This is a genomic window from Salinivibrio sp. YCSC6, assembly GCF_004916735.1.
Taxonomy (GTDB): domain Bacteria; phylum Pseudomonadota; class Gammaproteobacteria; order Enterobacterales; family Vibrionaceae; genus Salinivibrio; species Salinivibrio proteolyticus.
This window is the reverse complement of the sequence record NZ_CP039516.1, coordinates 2,726,358-2,746,716: the sequence shown is the minus strand read 5'-3', so window position 1 is coordinate 2,746,716 and position 20,359 is coordinate 2,726,358. Positions and strand designations below refer to the sequence as shown.

The following is a 20,359-nucleotide window of genomic DNA, read 5'->3' as shown; positions in this document are numbered from 1 at the left end:
TTGTCCAAAAAGGGCAGTTTGGCGTACTAGCTAGACTGCCCTTTTATTTAAAAATGGAATGGATACAGAACCAAAAGGGAGATCTAAAAGTGAAAGTTCTTTTTACGTCAATCGTTGTAATAACTGCACTAGCAGGTTGCTCCGCGACCATGCCTAATATCGCAGGTAAGACTAAGACAGATACGTCGGTCCAAAAAACTGAAAAAACAGAGCCTGACATCCAGGCGGCACTAATCGACATGAAACTCGTTGGATTCAAACAGGAGGACTTCGGTAGCGAGGAGGCATTCAACTCAGCAGCTAAGATGGTGGCAAATTTAGGTGCCGAGTGGCAAACCTTCAATTCTTGGACCGAGGCGTTGCTAGAGCCAGGTTATCAATCAGCAGCCCTGGAGCGCATTCGTACAGACAACTATGAGCGACGCCAAAAAGAAAGGAAGGTGAATTTTTCAAAAATAGATCGCTATTCCGACGAAGCAGATAAGGCCATGAAGTACGGATTCCATGATTGCTTCAATGATTCTGGTCAAATGTTCTCAGTAGACGATTTCATCAGCCATTATGCGCTTACCAATGTTGCCTCTTTCAAAAGCACGGTTGAGCTTTATGAGAGTTGTTTAATCAACGGAGGTAATGAGTGTACAGAGAACGGTCAGGAGCTGAACTTGGATAAATTCTTGGTGAAGCACAATGAAGCCGCTCCACAAGCGCGTAAGGATTTAGCCTTTAATGAATATTACGAATACTGTGCAGTACGGACTCCAGTTTCATCTGTTCAATACACTATCTCGTCTCATGATAATGATGTGATGGGCAGCCTTATTGCGGCAGCGGCGTCGCGGGTTGGTTGGGATAGTGCGCTTAAAATGTCTCGTGATGTGTTAAACATGCAATCCAGATCTGGAGCAATGAATATGATTGCTGCCAACTTCTATAATTATCAACGAACTGGATACTTTGAAGCGTTTGATATCAAACCGTACGCCATAGGCCGCTCCAGCGTCATATCCGTAATGCACGTGGGTGGTATGTGTGCAGCGTTTGGTACAGATAATAGCAGCCAGGATAGTGACATCGAAATTGATGAGCTCGCTATCGCGCTGGGAGCTAAACCTCGTCAAACGGATGGAGGTTACCATTGTTTGAAATGGACAGACGGTAACTGGAAACGTGTTGCTGATTACATTGCTGGCGAAAGCGAGGGTCTTCGTGGGTTTATGTCGGTGTACTCTCCTGCATTCAACAACTATCAGGTGCCTTATTGGAGCTATCCCGGTCCGTACCAGCACGACTCAACTATTCAGACTCAACTCCAGAAAAAAGGAAGTGGTATTGCAAGTTACACAGAGAAAGTCACGGAGCGGGAAACCTGCTCTACATATGCGGCAGGTCATTCAGGACTCGCAACATGGTCTTATCCTGCCTGTGATTACCTAGAAAAGGCAAGCGAGTCAATGAAGGCCAAAGAAAAAATGATGCAAACCGCAGGTCGGTTTGATGCCTATATATGCAGCAGATCAGAGGCTGTGAATGGTTATGGAAAACCGGATCTGTCACGTTGTCCCACAGTCTTTTCTCGCGAACAGATAGAAGCTGGTGAACACAAACGCTAGATCATCGAATTCAACTTCTCCACTCATTCGTTTAGGGGCTAAGGCCCCTTTCTTTTTTGTCCAAATTGGGCACTTTGGCGTGCCATCTAACGCTTGCTCACCTGAGAAAATATTAGCTCAAAGAGAGTAGAGATAAATGAGGACACTATGGCGGCAGAGATTCAACTTAACGGATTAGTACTTCCAATAAATGATGCTCACATTCATCAAAGACGAGGTGTAACCGCTGCAAGAGCAGAATCTGGTGAACCTCTTCATTTCACGGTATTGAAGTGCCTCGATGGTCGATACACGAAAACATATTGTGGACTCGCCAGAGTCGATAACACCGATGACTTTTTGAAGATCATGGAGTGGGGAGATCACTTCGAACCTATTGCTTCTTGGTATCAAAGGGGGACTCAATGATTATCAGTATTTTCAGAAAGATTTTCAGAAGAGAGCCCCTCCCTGATCTGTACTCTCAACTGTCCCGTCTTATGGATGAAATGCGGACTTATCAGGCTGATATCGAGCGCTTTCACGCAGACATAGAGGCGTCAGCTAGCCATTTTGAAAACATTCTCGAACCCAATAATTTCATTAGCGCAGAGTGGGTTAACGGAAATCTACATGTAAAACATTGTCATTAAGAGGTATTTAGAATGGAACTGAATGAAAAAGCGAAAATTGCAGCACTCTATCAGGAGCTTAGTAAAGCTGATGTTTCTGACCCGAATAAGCTGGTTGGACAGCTTGAATCAGCGGCCAAATCGATGATGCAGAGTATGAATAGTCATCTCATTAAAGATGAGCAGATTAAAACCAGTGTTTTTGATTTTGCTCATATGAATGAGCAGTATCGACAGCTATCTGAGCAGCAGATGAAAATTGTTGATTCTGTCCAGTTGCTAATGAAGCAGGTTGAAAGCATGGGGCTCGATAAACCAACTCAAGATAACTGGCTATCTAAAACGCTTTCTAACTATCAAAGAGGTTATCTGGAGAACGATATTTTCACTGAAGCAGCAGGAGCCATGGTGTGGATGGCTGCAAAGGCTATCCAGAAAATCTTTTTTGAGCCAGATAACGCTAAGCAGCAACAAGCTGCCCAAGAACTAAAAAAAGATATTGGAAAAATGACAAAGGCCCTAGGTGTTGAGTTATCCCGCCTTCAACTAGAGGTCAAAACAGAACAGCGGCATGGACTGATGTCAGATGCAATAAGCAATGCCAAACGGTTGGAGCAAAGCGGCCAACAGAAGGAGGCTGATAAGCTGATAGTTAGCACCTATAACAAGTTATCTCATTCTGCCAAGAAAGAGTACAGCCAATATCAACCTCGCCCAGAGCATCAAAAAGCTATATCCCGATCTCACTCGAGAGAGAAAGAACGTCAAGCGGTATCGTCAATTCAGCACCAACAACACAGTGAAAAAAGAATCGACCGTGACAAAAACAAGTCAATTGGTCGTTGAGAATTACATTCAAGAAAATGAGGAAACTGAAATGAAAAAAGCAATCTTAGCAGTGGCTACCGCATCTATGCTCTCTTTGGCTGGGTGTGCGACAAAGCCTGGAATTAACGACGCTTCACTTATGGTTTTTAAGTTCCCTGCAAGTGGTGACACTGTTGATGTTACTTACAAGATTGAGCATGGAAAAGACTGTCTCATTACCATGGCACTCGGTCCTCAAAGTAATGAACAGAAATATATGACTGCTCTTGACTTGGAATCTCGACGTTGCCTAGAGAATGTAACAGGAGAGAGTCAAGAGGGATTACATCTGGACCTCTCTGATGTTCGTTACAATAATCCGGCGGTGATTAATTACAGCTTGACAGGGCCAAGCCCATTAGAGGAACTTGTAGCGCTCAAACCGGATAAGACAAAATAAGCTTTGATGGCTTTACCTTGGGCATTGGTGGCGGTATGGGTCTCTACAATACACAAACCGTCGTTGAAAGTGTTATGTCTGCAACCTTACCTGTTGTTGCTAGCACTCAAGAAGTCATTGGCACAACAGTTCCAGCAATCAGCGCCGTTTTACTGGGCACCTGATAACAATAAAAAACGCCCAAGCGGCCAGATATCTGACGGCTTGGGCGTCATCCCACCCCGTACCCGTTTATCATGACGGCGTTTCAGTTAATAGGTTTCCCATTCACTTAGCTTGATTTCAAGCAGCGGCCATGAATACCGAAAAGAATGCTAGCGCCGCCACTGCAAAAGGCAGTTAGCGGGGCTTTCCTTGAGGGAGCACATTCAAACAGGCTACTAGCCTGATATTTTGAGCTTTAGGCGCTCGTTCCTTTTGGGTTGGATTTACACACTACCAAACGGCAGGATATTCAACAATACCCGACACTGGGAATCCATGGTTTAAAAGAGATTGTCTGATTAAGAACGGCAACGTATTAGCATCACTTGGGTACCTACTTAACTTTTCATTGGAATAGTGATCAATGAAATCGATTAGCTGCGTCGTAGTTAAAGGTTCGAGCACATGCGAATTCCAAACAGCATCCTCTACGCTATGATCAAGTTCTTCATTCGTATGCCTGAAAGTCAATCGACTTTGACTGACGACACGAAACTGATCGGCCCCTTGATGGTGTACCACAAGTTTTAGCTCTGGAACTTTTTTGACCAGTTTGCCTCGTTGGTCTCTTCGCGGATCATAAAATGCTTGGCTAAGAATTACCTTCCCTTCAACACGGTAAAAGGTTTTCTCCATAGTTTCAGTGTTTAATGACCAATAAACTTTAAAACTGTTTCGACGAATTTTGTTGCCATAGATATTGAGCAAAGGCAGCAGTTGTTGTTCCGTGCCTTGTTTCGAACCTTTGTTCCAAGCACTTACGATGGATTGCTGTGTTCTGCATTTTTCGGCAATCTCTTGTTGCGTCCATCCATCGTTCAGTGCAAGCCGAACAAGTTCTCTTGTCCATTTGAACGGTTTTTTCTTACTGTTTTTGCTCTTTTCCATGTAGTCCCTTAAAGGAAAGGGAGCATTAAGCCCCCTTCACAACTTATTTTTTCTTGCCGCCATGCTGCGGATTTTGAGGGTTCATCTGCCACCCTCGATTTCCTTGGTTTTGTGAGTAAGTCTTGTTAGTACCAGACGAACCCTTATTGGCGTTTGTCATATCTGAGTTGTGATTGTTTTGCTTAGACATTTGTCGTCTCCTTGTTTGTGTAAAAGTACAAGGCACATGCTATCAATGGCAAAAAATCACGCGACTGATGATTTAATGATAATTGGTGATACTCACTGATATTTTATGGTTTTTCAATTTTTTTAGTTCACTGACATTGAAGGATGCCTAGCAAGGCAACCAATTCTTCAATCTAACCGAGTCCATATAGAACAATTAAGTGCGTAACCTAACTGCAGAAAAGATGCTTCATGGCGTAATCCTCCTGTTCCGCAGCAGATAAATGACTTATATAACAGTAATGGAGTGGTCAAATGCACTATGGTATTACAACTACTTTTCCTGCGCGGATTCCTTTAACGCTTTTCTCATCTCTGCTAAGTCTCCTTTAAGGTCATCCATTGACTCACCGTGCTCCGCTTCCAACTGAGAGCGAAGTTTTTTGAGCTGTTTTATTCGCTCGTTCCGTTCAGCATTTTCCGACGAGAGAAGGGCCTTATCGTGTTGGTTGGGTAGATCAAACTCAGCCCAAGCCTTAGAAAAGTCACGATGAAACTCTTCCGACCGTATTTGTTGTTGAATTTCATGGGTTTTTTGTTGGATAAGAACTTCCTGCCTACCAGTTAAGGCAAAGTAGATCACGATGGCTGTTATTGGGCAGGCAATGATGATGCCATACAGTACAGATTTCATTTTTAATTACCCCCTTTTATGCCTGGCTGAGACACTGTGAAGCTTGCCTCCGTGGAGTTGCTGAGATTGGATGCTTCCTCTGTTTGTAAGCGCTCGGAAGTTCTCATTGAAAGATTACGGGACTTGGATGAGCGGTTGTCGGTGCTTGCATAATGAGCATTAGACGTTGATGCTTCTTTTGAGTTAGTTCTGGTAGTCGATAATGAAAAAAGAGTGTCGTGATTTAATGATGTCTCTAGCTCCCATGACTCTCCAAAGAGTGAGTTTCCTCGGCCAAAGACAGTGAACTCGCCAATTGAAGCTGACAGATTTTTTGGATCAGCAGAAAAAGAGCCACAAGACCATTCGTATTTTCCTTCATACTTATACCCTCGTGTCGATGGCACTACGCAGTTCCTTCCAAATTGTCTATCTATTATCTTCAAGGCCTTTTCTGGTAAGTCATTACGTATGAGCTGTTTACTCATTGCCTTGGCAAGCGCCATTTTTATCGCTGACTTGCCACTTCCGTTGACCGAAATCCCGCTTGATATTTCATCCAGCGTTGCTTCTGCTACAAGTCCGTAGACTGCCCAGCAAACACCTTCTCTTTTCAGTCGTTCAGATGGAACTCTTATGGATGAAGGCATGCCAGTGGTCGCCCAGTTGAAAGCTGCCTGCTGCAACTCAACTTGGCATTGTCCCAGTGTTTTTTCTTTGTTCCAGACCATGCAGGCCTGCACGCTTGTAACTAGGGGTTTGGGTTCTAGCTCTGGAAATTGTGGCGCTTGTGGGTTTGTAATGAGCGAACAATTTCTGAGGAGGTTTGCTGTTTTCCCTCTTATAGATTTGCCTTTTTCGACATAGGCAAATAGCTCTATGAGAATAGAAAGTGGTGCTGTTTTTACTGAAAGACGGCGAGCGTTTTGATATTGCTGCCTAGATGATGCTTCGCTTGCATGTCGAGCTGACGTGGAAGTTGTGTCTCTTTTTTCCTCACCTTTTCTTGCTTCCTCTCCCTTTTGGCGTTGTAACTCCATGCTTGTCTCATCGTTCAACGTGGTTTCTTTTTGGGTACGCTTTTCCTGTGAGGATTTTTGGCCCACAGTGGCGCTTTCCTGAGCAAGTGTAATGTTTGAGTATGCAATTAATGTAAAAGCCAGCAAACTCAATGACTTTTTAATCATGTTGAAAAGCCTCCTTGAGCAAGATGATTTGTGAGATGCTTTTGATGCTTGGCTCTACCAGGCATGCGTATCTGTACCTTTGAATGTTTTTACAGAGCGCAACTATGTACTGATCTGCATCCTGAGATACTGAATGGATTTCCCCATCTTCCTCTGCGGCCATAAAATCAGAAAAATCATCAAAGGCTGCTTTGCTTAAGTACTCAGCCAAATGTGTAGCGTCGTCAGAACTTTTGCACAGCAAAACCTCCGGCCAGAGCAGTTCACCATCTGGTCCTCGATTGCCGGGCTGATCGGGTGGGTCTAACCTGACGACCCAAACTTCTCTTAGCTCATGTGCTACAGCTAGGTGGAGCAGCTCAATGCCATTTAACTTCATAAAAATAACTCCGTGCTTAGTGAACGGAGCCATTATCCCGCTGATAACTGCCGATATTGGCACGCCAAACTGCCCGATTTGGACAAATGTGTTGTCTGTAGAGTCAGAAGGGAATTTCCAGATTTTGACTTAGGTTGGTGTTACTGGTTGAACGTATATAAATGAATTTAAAAAGATACTTATGTTTCGTTACATGTCACGAATGTAAAATGTGACATGTAACGCCACTGCAAGGGCATATGTGGGAACGTTGCACGTTTAAGCCTTGGATATATTGGTTGGCTGCACGATTAACGCTTAAACCTATGGGGTGGTTGCACGAAAGGGACCGACCAAAGCCCAATTTGGGGCGTTTACTGAACAAAATGAAGGCCAAATCACTTTGTAACCCTCCCCAAAAAACTGGTCATTAGCAATTAGAGGTTTTCCGTTTACACTGAAACAAACGGAGAACGCATGATGAAAAAATCACGCTACACAGAAACACAAATCGTAAAGATCTTGAAGGAAGTCGAAGCAGGCCGAAAGGTCAACGAAGTCTGTCGCGAATATGGCATCTCTGATGCGACATACTACAACTGGAAGTCCAAGTATGGTGGGATGGAAGCGTCAGATGTTAAACGGCTTAAAGAGCTTGAGGATGAGAATCGGAGGCTCAAGCAAATGTTTGCCGACCTAAGCCTTGAGCACCGTATCGTTAAAGATATTCTGGAAAAAAAGCTGTAGGGCCAGCGGTTAAGCGCGAGCTTGTCGATTACGCTCGCAAACACTACCAGGTCAGTTTGCGAATGGCCTGCCGCGTAGTTGGCATTAGCGACTCAGTCTATCGTTACCGACCAGATCCTCATCGGGATGATGAGGTTATCGCGACGTTGCAGGACGCAGCAGAGCGTTATCCTGCCTACGGTTTTGGCAAATTATTTAAAGTACTTAGGCGCTGGGGACACCGATGGAATCATAAACGAGTCCATCGAGTGTACTGTTCGCTCAAGCTAAACCTACGGCGCAAGGGAAAAAAGCGCCTACCAAAACGAAATCCAACACCACTGGCATGTCCAGAGTCGATCAACAGTTGCTGGTCTATCGATTTCATGAGTGACTCTTTGCTCTGCGGCAGGCGCTTTCGTACGTTCAATGTCGTGGACGATTTCAACCGTGAGGTGCTAGCGATTGAAGTAGATCTCAATCTGCCAGCACCACGCATTATAAGGGTGCTAGAACGCATTATTGCTTGGCGAGGGTACCCCAGTAAGCTGCGCATGGATAATGGCCCTGAATTCATCTCGACCACGCTGGCTGAATGGGCGGAAGAGAACGCAGTTGAGTTGGAATTTATTCGCCCAGGCAAACCAACGGAGAACTCCTATATAGAGCGATTTAACCGAACTTATCGGACAGAAATACTCAACATGTACGTGTTCAAAACCTTGAGTGAAGTCCGAGACCTGACAGAAAAATGGATGAAGGAATACAACAATGAACGCCCTCATGACTCACTCGATGATCTGACTCCTTGGGAGTATTTAGCAAGGCATGAAAGTAGGAAAAACTCTAATTTAGAGTGCCACTAAAACAGGGAGGGTTACAACTTGTATGCGAACTTTTTCGTTGGTCTGAGAGCGTATGTGGGGCCGTTGCACGGTTAACTAGAAGATATATGGGAACTTTGCACATCTGGCCTAAACTAAGCCGCTGGAACAAGCTGTGTCAGATTTAGCCTGTTCCATGAAGGATAACTTATTACTCCAGATGAATGAGAGGTGTAACTAGATCGGCTACCTTCTGGTGAGCAGCTTTCCGTTCTTCAAAGTACTCATACCGATCATATATACCGTCAACACCGCCTTGTCGGTGATTGATGCACAACCGAGCGACGTGATTTGGTGTTCCTACTGATGCAGCTAGACTCCTGAATGTTCGCCGTAAGTCATGTACTGTAAAATGCTCTATGTCACCCATCACGTTGGGTGGCTGAATCTTCCTCCCAGCTTCTCGTCCAAACAACTTTGAGATTGCGCTATTCAGGGTGTCAGGCCCCATATGCAATAGATTGCTTCGGCGTCGGGCTGGAAAAACGTATTCAGAACCCATCGATCTTACTTTGAGCTCACTGAGCCATGTCATTGCTTGGCTTGGCAGGGGAATAGATATAGCGATGCCTGTCTTTACCCGCCACTCTGGGATATGCCAGACAGATTCCTCTAGGTCGAACTCTGACCAGGGAGCCTCACACAGTTCACTCTTCCTATTACCTAGTACCAAGAATAGACAGCACAACAAATAGTTCTCTCTACCAAAACTGTTTAGATGGCTACGAAATACTTTAAATATTTTCTCTATTTCATTGAGCTCTAATGCTCGCTTACGAGTTTTTTCGAGCCCTCCAGCATCGTTTATTGTGAAAGGTGCAGCGGGATTATTAGCGGTTAGCTCAAGCTTTAATGCGTGCTTGAAAAGCTGCTTCATATAGCCAAGCGTGTCATTTGCAACGGTTAGACGACCACTATCCCTAACTCTTTGAATTATCTCTCGAATATCCAGAGCTGTGACGTCCTGAATTTTGAACTCGCCGATGACTGGCTTAATTTCCTTTCTATATATTCGAGCTGGAATGTTGGGATGCTTTAGCCTTGGCTCTAAATCGTTTTTATACCAATCCTCAAATAAATCATCGACCGATATGATACCAGTCCACTTTTGACGCTGTTTTGCAATGAGGGGATCTACTCCTTGCCTTAAGTCACGTTTAAACACCTCAGCTTCTGATCTTGCATCGGCCAAAGACATACCAGGGTACTGCCCCAGAGTCATTTGTTTACGTTTGCCATTTCCACTATATCGAAGGGCCCAATAGGGCGCTCCCGAGTCTGGAACGACAAAGTAGAGTCCTTTTCCGTCGGATTTCCTTGTTGGCTCTCCTGATTTTGCAAGTGATGCCACCTGCTTTGCGGTCATTGATGCCATTGTGCCTCCTAATACTCACCATTTGATGCAAGTATAGCGAGGCATTACTCACCAGTTAACTCACCACTTAGATGAAACAGATTGAAACGTACAAGAACAGAGTGAAAATTAAAAGCCCTGCTAAATCAGGGCCTTGGTGAGAATTGGAAAGCTTTGGAAAACAAGAGAAAATTATTCAATATTCTGGATCTGCTCGCGCATTTGTTCGATAAGCACTTTGAGCTCGACGCCGGAGGCGGTGATTTCGGTGCTGATTGATTTGGAGGCGAGGGTGTTGGCTTCGCGGTTGAACTCTTGCATCATAAAGTCCAAGCGTCGGCCGCAGGCGCCACCTTTTTTGAGGATTTTGCGCGCCTCTGAAACGTGTGAGTCCAAGCGGTCAAGCTCTTCCGCAACGTCTACTTTTTGCGCCAGCATCACCATTTCTTGCTCGATGCGAGTTGGATCGAGCTCCACTTTGGCTTCTTCCAAACGAGTGGTTAAGCGTTCACGCTGCCATTCAATCACGGTGGGCATCTTTTCGCGCACTTTGATGACTTCAGCGCTAATCGCATCTAATCGCTGCTCAATCAGCACTTTCATGTTGTCACCTTCGCTCGCACGCGCGGCGATAAAGGCGTCGAGTGCCTCATCAAGACCAGTCATTAGGGCGCGATGCAGCTCGTCGGTATCTTGCTCTGGGGCTTCCATCACCCCTGGCCAATTCAGAACCTGAAACGGATTGATGTTGCCTTCCCCAGCGGTTTCTTTCACCCATTTGGCGGCGTGAATTACTTGCTTGGCTAAGGCTTCGTTAATGGTGAGCTTGTCTTGATTGGCTTGCGAGGTATCAAAGCGTAAGTTGCATTCCACTTTGCCGCGCGCGAGGCGCTTACGGAAGCGCTCACGCACGACGGGCTCAAGGCTGCGCAGTTGCTCGGGCATGCGAATATAGGTTTCGAGATAGCGCTGGTTGACGGAACGAATTTCCCAAACGGCGTTGCCCCAATCGCCCTTGATTTCGTGTCGCGCGTAGGCGGTCATGCTGTGGATCATTGGTACCTGCTTGTGTGTGCAAAGACTGAATGGCTTGATTATACGCATCCACCTGCAATGCGTCAGCTGTGTTGGCAAGATGTGCCGACAGGGATCGCAAGCGTGGCAAGAAACACGTATAATCGCGGGCAAATTTCATCAGCCCAAAAGGTTACTTGCATGCGTCCAAGTGGAAGAGCGCTCGACCAAATTCGTCCCGTTAGCTTTACCCGCGGTTTTACTGCCCACGCAGAAGGCTCTGTGCTGGTTTGCTTTGGCGACACAAAAGTCATTTGTAACGCCACTGTCGAAGAGGGTGTGCCACGCTTTTTAAAAGGCAAGGGCCAAGGCTGGGTGACGGCAGAATATGGTATGTTGCCACGTGCCACGCATACGCGTAATCGTCGAGAAGCGTCGACCGGTAAACAAGGCGGCCGCACGATGGAAATTCAGCGTCTGATCGCGCGCAGCCTGCGTGCCGCGGTTGATTTAACCGCGCTGGGTGAGTACACCATCACGGTTGATTGTGATGTGATTCAGGCCGACGGCGGCACGCGTACTGCATCTATTTCGGGGGCGAGCGTTGCACTGGCTGACGCACTTAATGCCATGGTGCGTGATGGCAAACTTGCCGCGAACCCCATGAAAGGTCACGTTGCAGCGGTGTCGGTGGGTATTTATCAGCAAACGCCAATTTGCGATCTGGAATATGTAGAAGACTCCGCGGCAGACACCGACATGAATGTGGTGATGCTCGAAGATGGCCGCATGATTGAGGTACAAGGTACCGCTGAGGCAGAGCCATTTACCCCCGATGAGCTCAATGCCATGTTGGTACTGGCCAAGAAGGGCATTGATGACATTGTCGTTGCCCAAAAATCGGCGTTAGCCGACGCATAACAGATTGAGTAGCTCCCACATTGGGGGCTATTTTTTTGCCCTGAGAACAGGATGGAGCCCGTGACATAACCGTCACAACCGTTTTAATAGTGAGAGGATGGAATGAAAGCCTACCAGCGCCAGTTTATTGAGTTTGCCCTTGAAAAGCAGGTTTTAAAGTTTGGTGAATTCACCCTGAAATCCGGCCGTAAGAGCCCGTATTTCTTTAATGCAGGTTTGTTTAATACCGGACGTGATTTAGCAAAATTGGGTCGTTTTTATGCCGCTGCATTAATGGATGCCGGGATTGATTACGATGTGCTATTTGGCCCTGCGTACAAGGGGATCCCGATTGCGACCACCACCGCGGTTGCGCTGGCCGATCATCATGATGTGGACACGCCTTACTGTTTTAACCGCAAAGAGGCAAAAGATCATGGCGAGGGCGGCCAGTTAGTGGGGAGTGCGCTCGCAGGTCGCGTGATGTTGGTGGATGATGTGATCACGGCAGGTACTGCTATTCGTGAATCTATGGCACTGATCCAAGCGCAAGGTGCGCAACTGGCCGGTGTTTTGGTGGCGATTGACCGCCAAGAGCGGGGCCAAGGAGAACTGTCTGCGATTCAAGAAGTGGAACGGGACTTTGCCTGCCGCGTTGTCTCTATCATTAGTTTGAGTGACTTAGTGACCTATCTAGAGCAAAGCGATGCTGACCCGGCGCAGCTGGCGGCGGTCAAAGCTTATCAAGCAGAGTATGGTATCTAACCTTTACTGGGCGCGCCACGGCGCGCCTGATTGCTTGTATGGCTTATTGCAGCTGACTGGTGAGCAATTGCCAGTACTGTTCAAAGTTGGCGGTAGGCAGTTGTTTGAAAGAGGAGCGCACATAACGGCATAAGCTGCCTTCAACTTGGCCAATTAGCTGGCTAGCGAGCACCGCTTCATCGAGCGGAAAGCCTTTCCCTTCTCGCAAACGTCTTTCCCGCAGTACTTGCTTGAGTTGAGCTTCAACGCGCTCAAACAATTGGTTGATGCGACCTTGTAAGCGGTCTTGCTCGAACATCAACGCATGGCCTGTCATGATACGCGTCAGCCCTGGGTTGCGCTCACCAAATCCAAGCAGCAACTGCAGAATGAGCTTAAGACGCACTAAGGTGTCTTTCTCTTCATCAATAATCAGGTTGATGCGGGACAGTAATGAGTCCTCAATAAACTCAATTAAGCCCTCAAACATGCGTGCTTTGCTGGGAAAGTGGCGATAGAGTGCGGCCTCGGAAACGCCAACTTGGGCGGCCAATTTGGCGGTCGTGATGCGCTGGCTGCCTTGCGTGGATTCCAGCATTTGCGCGAGCGCTTGGAGGATCTCTTCGCGGCGGTTATTTTTTTTCGGGGCTGCCATTCATGCGATTCCTTTGTCTTTTATTCTCACGTTGGCGGGCGGTAAAGGAAGCATCAGGACGAGGTGCCACCAAGCGTGTTAGTCATGCCCTTTATCTTAGCGGCGAGGTGCCTGTATTAAAAGCAAAAAGCGTGGCCTTGGCGCACGCTTTTACACTTGATGTAACGGCGTTTTTTTGCGTTACGCGTTGGTCGCCGTCGCGTGATAACGGGTGGCGATATGTGTCATCACAGTGCGCGCCAAGTGTGCTTTCTCTGTTAACGGTAGTGCGAGATCACCGTTCGGCCAGAAAAGGTGTAAGGCGTTGTGATCGCTATTAAACCCTTGGTCTGAAAGCGAGACATCGTTAGCACAAATCATGTCGAGCCCTTTACGTGCAAGTTTATCGCGTGCATAGGTCTCGATATCCTGTGTTTCTGCCGCAAAACCAACGGTAAAAGGTCGTGTATCCGACAGCGCAGCTACCGAGGCGATAATGTCAGGGTTTTTCACCATGGTGACTGTCATGGCATCTTTATCGGCTTGTTTTTTCAGCTTTTGCTCGGCAACGGTTTGGGGACGATAATCCGCCACGGCCGCACAGCCGATAAAAATGTCTTGTGAGGCAATGCTGGCATGGACGGCTTCATACATTTGTTGTGCACTGGTCACATCAACACGGTGCACGCCGGTGGGCGTTGGCAGTGCGACTGGCCCACTGACTAGGGTGACCGTGGCACCCAGTGCGCGGGCGGCTTCTGCGAGCGCATAGCCCATTTTTCCCGAACTATGGTTGGAAAGATAGCGCACCGGGTCGAGTGCTTCTCGGGTTGGCCCGGCGGTGATCATGATGTGCTTGCCAGCCAGAGGTGTGGGACCGGCCCAGTGCTCACATTCTGCCACTAACGCCATCGGCTCTAGCATGCGCCCCGGGCCGACATCGCCACAGGCTTGTGCGCCACTGTCGGGCCCCCAAATCAGGCAACCGCGCGCGCCCAAGGCGGCGATATTGGCTTGCGTGACAGCTGCACGATACATCTGTTGATTCATTGCGGGTGCAATCGCAATCGGCGCATCGGTGGCGAGACACACCGTAGTGAGCAGGTCATTGCCCATGCCGGCATGGACGCGTGCAATTAAGTCAGCGGTCGCGGGGGCGAGCAAGACTAAATCTGCCCACTTGGCTAATTCAATGTGGCCCATCGACGCTTCAGCGGCGGGGTCAAGTAAGCTATCTGATACCGGGTGACCGGAAACGGCTTGCATGGTCAGCGGGGTGATGAATTCTTTTGCTGCGCGAGTCATCACCACCTTGACCGTCGCCCCACGTTCAATAAGACGTCGAGTGAGGTCGGCACATTTATACGCGGCGATGCCGCCGCCCATACCGAGCAGTATACGTTTTCCTGCCAGCGTCTGGGCTGGCTGTTGTGAAGAACTGGCCATAATGCGTGATATCGTTGTCAGTGAATGGCGCAACCATACCATAATCCTTAGCGTAAAAAGCTTGTTCAAGCGCATGAATCCTCGCACGGTGTGAGCCAGGTTGGCTGTGATATGGGCTGATGTCTGCTGAAAAGCACACGCAACGGGGAATAAAAATAGGCGACTGAAACGCAACCTTGCCATGATGCGCTTGTATCAAGGCGGCGTCCTCTCCCTACTATCGGCTTTGTCGTAGCCGACGACTGGCTCAGCAAAGGGAGAACGATCATGAGCTTAAAAACCATGCCGCAAGATTGCCGCCCACGAGAGCGTTTGCTGAGTAGAGGGGCACAGAGCTTGTCTGATGCCGAGTTATTGGCGATTTTTTTGCGAACTGGGGTGACGGGGATGAGTGCGGTCGAGCTGGCCGACTACCTGTTAAATGACTTTGGCTCGTTGCGTGCGCTGATGGGTGCTGACCAAGCTGCGTTTTGTCAGCATAAAGGGCTAGGAAGCGCGAAATATGCCCAGCTTCAGGCGGTATTGGAGCTTAGCCGCCGTTATTTAAAAGAAACGTTAAGTAAAACCGATGCTCTGACTAGCCCTGATCATACCCGCCGTTATTTGTCGACGTTGCTTCGAGACCGGCCCCGCGAAGCGTTTTATGTGTTATTTCTCGACAATCAACACCGTGTCATTGCCGATGAGCAACTTTTTGAGGGTACCCATAATGCGGCGAGTGTGTATCCGCGTGAAATTGTGCGCCGCGCACTCGAATTGCATGCGTCGGCGCTTATATTGGCCCACAATCACCCTTCGGGTGTGGCAGAGCCGAGTCAGGCCGACCGCCAAATCACCGAAAGAATTGTTCAAGCGTTGGGATTAGTCGACATTCGTGTGCTTGATCATCTGGTGGTTGGGGACGGAGAAGTGGTATCCTTCGCCGAACGAGGTTGGTTGTTATCCCTTTGAGGATCGCCTTTGGCGAAAAAAACGATCAAAAAGAGCGCAAAAGGATCTGCTCGGGACTTGAGCAATGTGAATTCAGTTAGTATAATGCGCCACCTTTGATAGCCTTGACCTTGAGCCTGACCTTGAATTTGCAGGACTGGCGGACAAGGTTGATATCGAGCTGAAACGATTTTGGAGAGACTTTCATGTCACGAGTATGCCAAGTAACTGGCAAGCGTCCTGTAGTTGGTAACAACCGCTCTCACGCTAATAACGCCACCAAGCGTCGTTTTCTGCCGAACCTGCAAACTCATCGTTTCTGGGTAGAAAGCGAAAAACGCTTCGTTAAACTGCGTCTATCTACTAAAGGTATGCGCATCATCGACAAAAAAGGTATCGATTCTGTACTAGCAGAAATGCGTGCCCGCGGTGAGAAAGTATAAGAGGACTTAGAGAATGGCTAAAGGCATTCGCGAGAAGATTCGTCTAGTATCCTCTGCTGGTACTGGTCACTTCTACACCACAGATAAGAACAAACGTAACATGCCAAGCAAGTTCGAGATCAAAAAATTTGATCCCGTAGTTCGCAAGCACGTTATGTATAAAGAAGCCAAAATCAAGTAATTGGTTGAAAGTTTCGAGAAAGACCCAGCCTAGGCTGGGTTTTTTTATATCTATTTTCCCTCGCTGGACCATCCGGTCGCTTAGCTATCAACGCCAGCCTCATTTGTGTATATACTGCTGATTAACAAAGTCGGGTATCCAGTGGCGGTGTCTCATGAAGCTAAAACGAAAAACGTGGAACAACATCCTCATTTTTTCCGTGGTGATTTTTTTCGGTTTGATGCTATTACCTGACTACCTGCGCCACCAACGTCACGCCCGAGAGATGCCTGACGGTGTGATTGCCTTGGTGACGTCACGCAGTGAGGTGCTCGCGCTGCGCTTCTCTCACTTAACCTTGACGCGTACGCTTGATGGTTGGCAAACCGATAAGCCGTTATTGATTAGCCCCACGGAGCTCGCTCAACGTTGGCTGGGACTGAAAGGAACACAAGTGAATGACGCCACTTTACAATCACTGCGGCCGCAACTGACCGCACCGCGGACGCTTGAGCTACTGCGTAGTCCTGATCAAGAACCTATCCGTATTACCTATTATCAGCAGCCGCAATTTTGGTTAATGCAAAATGAGCAAGGCCAATGGCTGGCGGTGTCTGTTGATAGCCGTTACCTTTTTCCGTTGACTAAGTCGTAAGTAAAAGTCCTTATCATGCCTGAATTACCTGAAGTTGAAGTCAGTCGCATGGGGATCACTCCCTATGTTGAAGGTCAGACCGTCACCCAAATTATTGTTCGCCAACCACAGCTGCGCTGGCTGGTGCCTGATGAATTGCAATTGCTCCAAGGCCAAGTGATTCGCCGGATAACACGTCGTGCCAAATATTTGTTGCTTGAGTGCGATTTGGGGACGGCGCTTGTGCATCTTGGAATGTCGGGCAGTTTACGGGTATTACCCGCCAGCTTAGCCCCAGAAAAGCATGACCATGTGGATGTCATCCTCAGCAACAATATGATGATCCGTTATCACGACCCAAGACGATTTGGCGCTTGGCTGTGGCAAGCGCAGGATACAATGCATCAAGTGCTGAGCAAGCTTGGCCCCGAGCCATTAAGTGACGCTTTTAACGCTGATTATTTACTGGCGCGTGCCAAGGGTAAAAAACTGGTGATGAAATCCTTCATTATGGATAACGCGGTGGTCGTTGGCGTGGGGAACATCTATGCCAATGAATCTCTTTTTTGTGCGGGGATCCACCCCAAACGCCCAGCAGGGAGCCTGACGCACTCAGAAGCAGCATGTCTTGTCGATGAGATAAAAACCGTGCTCGCGGCGGCGATTGCTCAAGGGGGCACGACCTTAAAAGACTTTACCAACGTGGATGGCAAAGCAGGCTATTTTGCTCAGGAGCTTCGGGTTTACGGCAAAGCCGGCGAACCTTGTCCGCAATGCGAGACGGTATTAGAGCGTGTGGTGATTGGGCAGCGGGCAACGGTATTCTGCCCGCATTGCCAGCCACTATGATGGCGTGTTGACGTGAAGCTTATTGCAAAGCGCGGTTAAGACATCAGGGTGCACAAACTCACTGGTGTCGCCGCCGTGCAGTGCCACTTCTTTGACCAAGGTTGATGAGATAAATGAGTGCTCTTCGGATGGAGTGAGAAACACGCTTTCAAGCTCAGGCATCAAACGGCGATTCATGTTGGCCAGTTGGAACTCGTACTCGAAATCAGAGACAGCACGTAGACCACGTACCAAAATATTGGCTTGGTATTGCTTGGCAAAATTCACCAGTAGCCCAGAAAAACCGACCACAGAGACATTGGGCAAATGACTGGTCACCGCTTGGGTTAAGGCGACGCGTTCGTCCAGATCAAACAGGGGTTTTTTACTGGGGCTTGCGGCAATGCCGACGATGACCTCATCGAACATGCTTGCAGCGCGTTCGACCAAATCAAGATGGCCATTAGTGATGGGGTCAAACGTGCCCGGGTAAATCACACGGGTCAGTTGTTTCTTGGTCACAGGGTTGTCCTTTTGATGTGTTATCTAGGCAGAGGTTATCAAATCATGCGTCGAGACGCATTGTTCTTCATTGTGGCGCGTCTGTGAATCTGAAAATAGGCGCGTTACACTGATAGGCGCTGCAGCGACCGCAAGATAGGAAAAACAGTGAGTATAGAAGTAGAACAGAGCGACAACGAATGTATTTGGTTTGATCCTGAGTTAGTGGAAGGGGATCCACGCCACTATTTCGATATTCACTATTGGCATCAGCAAGCAGCGGTGACGGGTTCAGCAAAAGGACGCGGCACGACCTTTTTTTTGCGTGGCCCTAAGATGGAGATGGCATTGCGCCATTATTATCGGGGCGGTTTGTTCGGTAAGCTGGTAAAAGACCAATACTGGTTCACCGGTTGGGAGACAACCCGTTGCGGGGCGGAACTGACGTTACTCGCCTACTTGCGGGCGAAAAAGTTGCCAGTGCCTCGACCGGTTGCGGCGCGCGCGGTCAAATCTGGGCGCACGTATCGGGCAGATATTCTGGTTGAAAAAGTGCCAGGCGCGCGTGATCTTGTAGCTATCCTCTGTGAACATGCACTATTGGCTCATGATTATCGAGCTATCGGACGACTCGTGCGACGGCTTCACGATGCCGGAGTTTGTCACACTGATCTCAATATTCACAACATTCTTCGCGATAAGAAAGGCAAGTTGTGGTTAATTGATTTCGACAAATGCCAGCAGCGTGACGGTGAGCAGTGGAAAGAAGACAACTTAGCGCGTTTGCATCGCTCGTTTAAAAAAGAGAAGGAAAAGCGTCAAATCCACTGGCAGCCCGAAGATTGGGCCGCCGTGCTAAAAGGCTATAACAAGATTCGCAAATAGGGGCTAGCGATTTAACCAAGGCGCCAGTGCTTGCAAGGTACGTTCGACTGCCCCTCGGTTTTGCTCAACAACCTGCAATCCCGCTTGTCCTGCTTGCGCGCCCAGAGGTGGGGACGAGAAAAAGGCACCGATCTTCGCGGCAATATCTCGGCTGTCATTACACACTTGCAAGGCGCCTGCTTCAATCAAGGTGTCACCAATCACTTGGAAGTTGTAGTAGCTGGGTCCCGTTAACTGCGGCTTTGCGAGCGCGGCAGGCTCGAGCAAGTTATGCCCACCGACTTTAGGGCCGAGAAAGCTACCCGCCATGACAACCACGTTCGCAGCAGCCAGATATGTCATCATTTCTCCCATGGTATCCCCTAAATAGACTTGCGAGGAAAGGGCGATTGGCGCGTCACTTGTACGGCGCTGGACGCTGAGTCCGTGGGTGTGGATCTGCGCCTCTACGCCATCAAACCGCTCCGGATGACGGGGAACCAAGATTAACAAGGCATCGGGATAATCACGGAGCAAAGCGACATGGGCGTCGAGCATGATGGCATCTTCTCCCTCATGCGTACTGGCGGCAACCCAGCATGGACGAGCACCAATGTCATCAATCAGTGATTGGCCCAGATGAGGATCCGTAGCTTTAATATCAAATTTGACGGAGCCGACCGTCGCGAGCTTATTGTCGGCAACACCCAATTCGGCAAAACGGGCCTTATCGCTGTCGTGCTGACATAAAATCACATCGATATTTTGGCTCATGGTACGAAATAGCGGTGCGATCCGTTTATAACCGCGGCACGCTTTCTCGGACAAGCGCGCATTGATGACCACGATAGGCACACCGGCTTGATGGACATTAGCGAGAGTGTTTGGCCACAGCTCGGTTTCCATAATCACACACAGGCGGGGATTGACTGCGCGCAAAAATCCACGGACAGCGACGTTAAAATCGACTGGCATATAGCGATGGATAATGCCTTCTATCTTTTCTGCCTGTTCGGCGCCGGTTGGGGTCGTGGTGGTGACGAGCAGAGGAATGGATGGATAGGCCTTCTGCAACGCGGCAATCACGGGTTTCGCGGCGAGCACTTCGCCCACAGAAACCGCGTGCAGCCAAATCGGCTGCCCCTCAACAGCCGGCGTACGACCAAAGTGCTCACGCCATCGCGCACCGACGGCCGGTTTCCCAGGACGCTTTCGGTACAGGCCCACTAATAACAACGGGGCAACAAGAGTCAGGATAAAGGTGTATAGCCAGCGCACGAATCAGTCCCAAACTTTATACATAATTGTTATACTACTAAACAAATTAT

General features: G+C 48.3%; 23 protein-coding genes. 12 read left to right on the top strand and 11 right to left on the bottom strand.

The annotated features are described in order from the left end of the window. Positions 1–89: 89 nt before the first annotated feature. From E8E00_RS12825 to E8E00_RS12805, 3 genes are all read left to right on the top strand, one after another. Positions 90–1,613 (top strand): hypothetical protein, encoded by a 1,524-nt coding sequence (locus E8E00_RS12825; RefSeq protein ID WP_240531921.1) that lies wholly within the window; start codon positions 90–92, stop codon positions 1,611–1,613. Positions 1,614–2,257: 644 nt separating this feature from the next. Further along, on the top strand, positions 2,258–3,070 hold the full coding sequence (locus E8E00_RS12810) for a hypothetical protein (RefSeq protein ID WP_039546433.1): 813 nt from the start codon (positions 2,258–2,260) through the stop codon (positions 3,068–3,070). Continuing rightward, positions 3,042–3,491: a hypothetical protein gene (locus E8E00_RS12805; RefSeq protein WP_096630541.1), complete on the top strand. Its 450-nt coding sequence runs from the start codon at positions 3,042–3,044 to the stop codon at positions 3,489–3,491. Before E8E00_RS12810 ends, E8E00_RS12805 begins: the two co-directional genes overlap by 29 nt. 435 nt (positions 3,492–3,926) lie before the next feature. On the opposite strand, the gene E8E00_RS12800 is transcribed toward E8E00_RS12805, so the two are convergent. The 5 genes from E8E00_RS12800 to E8E00_RS12785 all read right to left on the bottom strand — a co-directional run bounded on the left by E8E00_RS12800 (position 3,927) and on the right by E8E00_RS12785 (position 6,990). Beyond that, on the bottom strand, positions 3,927–4,583 hold the full coding sequence (locus tag E8E00_RS12800; protein WP_096630543.1) for a hypothetical protein: 657 nt from the start codon (positions 4,581–4,583) through the stop codon (positions 3,927–3,929). Positions 4,584–4,626: 43 nt separating this feature from the next. Then, positions 4,627–4,773, bottom strand: coding sequence for a hypothetical protein (locus tag E8E00_RS17170; RefSeq protein WP_168174063.1), 147 nt, complete (start codon positions 4,771–4,773; stop codon positions 4,627–4,629). 312 nt (positions 4,774–5,085) lie between these two features. Continuing rightward, positions 5,086–5,445, bottom strand: a complete 360-nt coding sequence (locus E8E00_RS12795) for a hypothetical protein (RefSeq protein WP_096630546.1) — start codon at positions 5,443–5,445, stop codon at positions 5,086–5,088. 2 nt (positions 5,446–5,447) lie between these two features. After that, a complete protein-coding gene (locus tag E8E00_RS12790; protein WP_096630548.1) occupies positions 5,448–6,611 on the bottom strand; it encodes a hypothetical protein in 1,164 nt (387 codons plus the stop codon). Beyond that, the gene (locus tag E8E00_RS12785; RefSeq protein ID WP_096630551.1) at positions 6,604–6,990 is read right to left on the bottom strand and encodes a hypothetical protein; all 387 of its coding nucleotides are present in this window, start codon (positions 6,988–6,990) and stop codon (positions 6,604–6,606) included. Before E8E00_RS12785 ends, E8E00_RS12790 begins: the two co-directional genes overlap by 8 nt. A gap of 459 nt (positions 6,991–7,449) precedes the next feature. Here E8E00_RS12785 and E8E00_RS12780 point away from each other — a divergent pair. After that, positions 7,450–8,561 (top strand): IS3 family transposase gene (locus E8E00_RS12780; protein WP_240531956.1). Its coding sequence is split into 2 segments (ribosomal slippage): positions 7,450–7,702 and positions 7,702–8,561, totalling 1,113 coding nucleotides; the frame shifts between segments, so codons are not numbered across the junction. A 169-nt stretch (positions 8,562–8,730) separates the two neighbouring features. On the opposite strand, the gene E8E00_RS12775 is transcribed toward E8E00_RS12780, so the two are convergent. Next, positions 8,731–9,954, bottom strand: coding sequence for a site-specific integrase (locus tag E8E00_RS12775; protein WP_096630554.1), 1,224 nt, complete (start codon positions 9,952–9,954; stop codon positions 8,731–8,733). A gap of 171 nt (positions 9,955–10,125) precedes the next feature. Next, a complete protein-coding gene (locus E8E00_RS12770; protein ID WP_077455065.1) occupies positions 10,126–10,989 on the bottom strand; it encodes a YicC/YloC family endoribonuclease in 864 nt (287 codons plus the stop codon). A gap of 159 nt (positions 10,990–11,148) precedes the next feature. Between E8E00_RS12770 and rph the strand changes: the two genes are divergently transcribed. Together rph and pyrE are read left to right on the top strand one after the other, a co-directional pair. Continuing rightward, positions 11,149–11,868: a ribonuclease PH gene (gene rph, locus E8E00_RS12765; RefSeq protein WP_069589051.1), complete on the top strand. Its 720-nt coding sequence runs from the start codon at positions 11,149–11,151 to the stop codon at positions 11,866–11,868. A gap of 102 nt (positions 11,869–11,970) precedes the next feature. Next, positions 11,971–12,612, top strand: coding sequence for an orotate phosphoribosyltransferase (pyrE, locus tag E8E00_RS12760; RefSeq protein ID WP_096630557.1), 642 nt, complete (start codon positions 11,971–11,973; stop codon positions 12,610–12,612). Between the two features lie 43 nt (positions 12,613–12,655). Here the strand turns inward: pyrE and slmA are convergent, their stop codons facing one another. Both slmA and coaBC read right to left on the bottom strand, forming a co-directional pair. Beyond that, the gene (gene slmA, locus E8E00_RS12755; RefSeq protein ID WP_069590901.1) at positions 12,656–13,246 is read right to left on the bottom strand and encodes a nucleoid occlusion factor SlmA; all 591 of its coding nucleotides are present in this window, start codon (positions 13,244–13,246) and stop codon (positions 12,656–12,658) included. Positions 13,247–13,426: 180 nt separating this feature from the next. After that, on the bottom strand, positions 13,427–14,671 hold the full coding sequence (gene coaBC / locus E8E00_RS12750) for a bifunctional phosphopantothenoylcysteine decarboxylase/phosphopantothenate--cysteine ligase CoaBC (RefSeq protein ID WP_096631572.1): 1,245 nt from the start codon (positions 14,669–14,671) through the stop codon (positions 13,427–13,429). 267 nt (positions 14,672–14,938) lie between these two features. Here coaBC and radC point away from each other — a divergent pair, with 267 nt between their 5' ends. From radC to mutM, 5 genes are all read left to right on the top strand, one after another. Then, a complete protein-coding gene (radC, locus tag E8E00_RS12745; protein ID WP_077455068.1) occupies positions 14,939–15,622 on the top strand; it encodes a DNA repair protein RadC in 684 nt (227 codons plus the stop codon). Positions 15,623–15,807: 185 nt separating this feature from the next. Continuing rightward, the gene (gene rpmB, locus E8E00_RS12740; RefSeq protein WP_069590897.1) at positions 15,808–16,044 is read left to right on the top strand and encodes a 50S ribosomal protein L28; all 237 of its coding nucleotides are present in this window, start codon (positions 15,808–15,810) and stop codon (positions 16,042–16,044) included. Between the two features lie 13 nt (positions 16,045–16,057). Then, positions 16,058–16,225 carry a 50S ribosomal protein L33 gene (gene rpmG, locus E8E00_RS12735; RefSeq protein ID WP_069590895.1) on the top strand — a complete coding sequence of 56 codons (168 nt, stop codon included), beginning with the start codon at positions 16,058–16,060 and terminating at the stop codon, positions 16,223–16,225. Between the two features lie 154 nt (positions 16,226–16,379). After that, on the top strand, positions 16,380–16,859 hold the full coding sequence (locus E8E00_RS12730) for a hypothetical protein (RefSeq protein ID WP_069590893.1): 480 nt from the start codon (positions 16,380–16,382) through the stop codon (positions 16,857–16,859). Between the two features lie 15 nt (positions 16,860–16,874). Next, on the top strand, positions 16,875–17,687 hold the full coding sequence (mutM, locus tag E8E00_RS12725) for a bifunctional DNA-formamidopyrimidine glycosylase/DNA-(apurinic or apyrimidinic site) lyase (protein ID WP_096630559.1): 813 nt from the start codon (positions 16,875–16,877) through the stop codon (positions 17,685–17,687). On the opposite strand, the gene coaD is transcribed toward mutM, so the two are convergent. Continuing rightward, entirely contained in the window at positions 17,682–18,188 is a 507-nt protein-coding gene (coaD, locus tag E8E00_RS12720; RefSeq protein WP_069590889.1) for a pantetheine-phosphate adenylyltransferase, read from the bottom strand. The genes mutM and coaD overlap by 6 nt on opposite strands. A gap of 153 nt (positions 18,189–18,341) precedes the next feature. Between coaD and E8E00_RS12715 the strand changes: the two genes are divergently transcribed. After that, the gene (locus E8E00_RS12715; protein WP_096631575.1) at positions 18,342–19,052 is read left to right on the top strand and encodes a 3-deoxy-D-manno-octulosonic acid kinase; all 711 of its coding nucleotides are present in this window, start codon (positions 18,342–18,344) and stop codon (positions 19,050–19,052) included. Between the two features lie 3 nt (positions 19,053–19,055). Here the strand turns inward: E8E00_RS12715 and waaA are convergent, their stop codons facing one another. Next, entirely contained in the window at positions 19,056–20,309 is a 1,254-nt protein-coding gene (gene waaA / locus E8E00_RS12710; RefSeq protein ID WP_096630561.1) for a lipid IV(A) 3-deoxy-D-manno-octulosonic acid transferase, read from the bottom strand. Between the last annotated feature and the right edge of the window lie 50 nt (positions 20,310–20,359).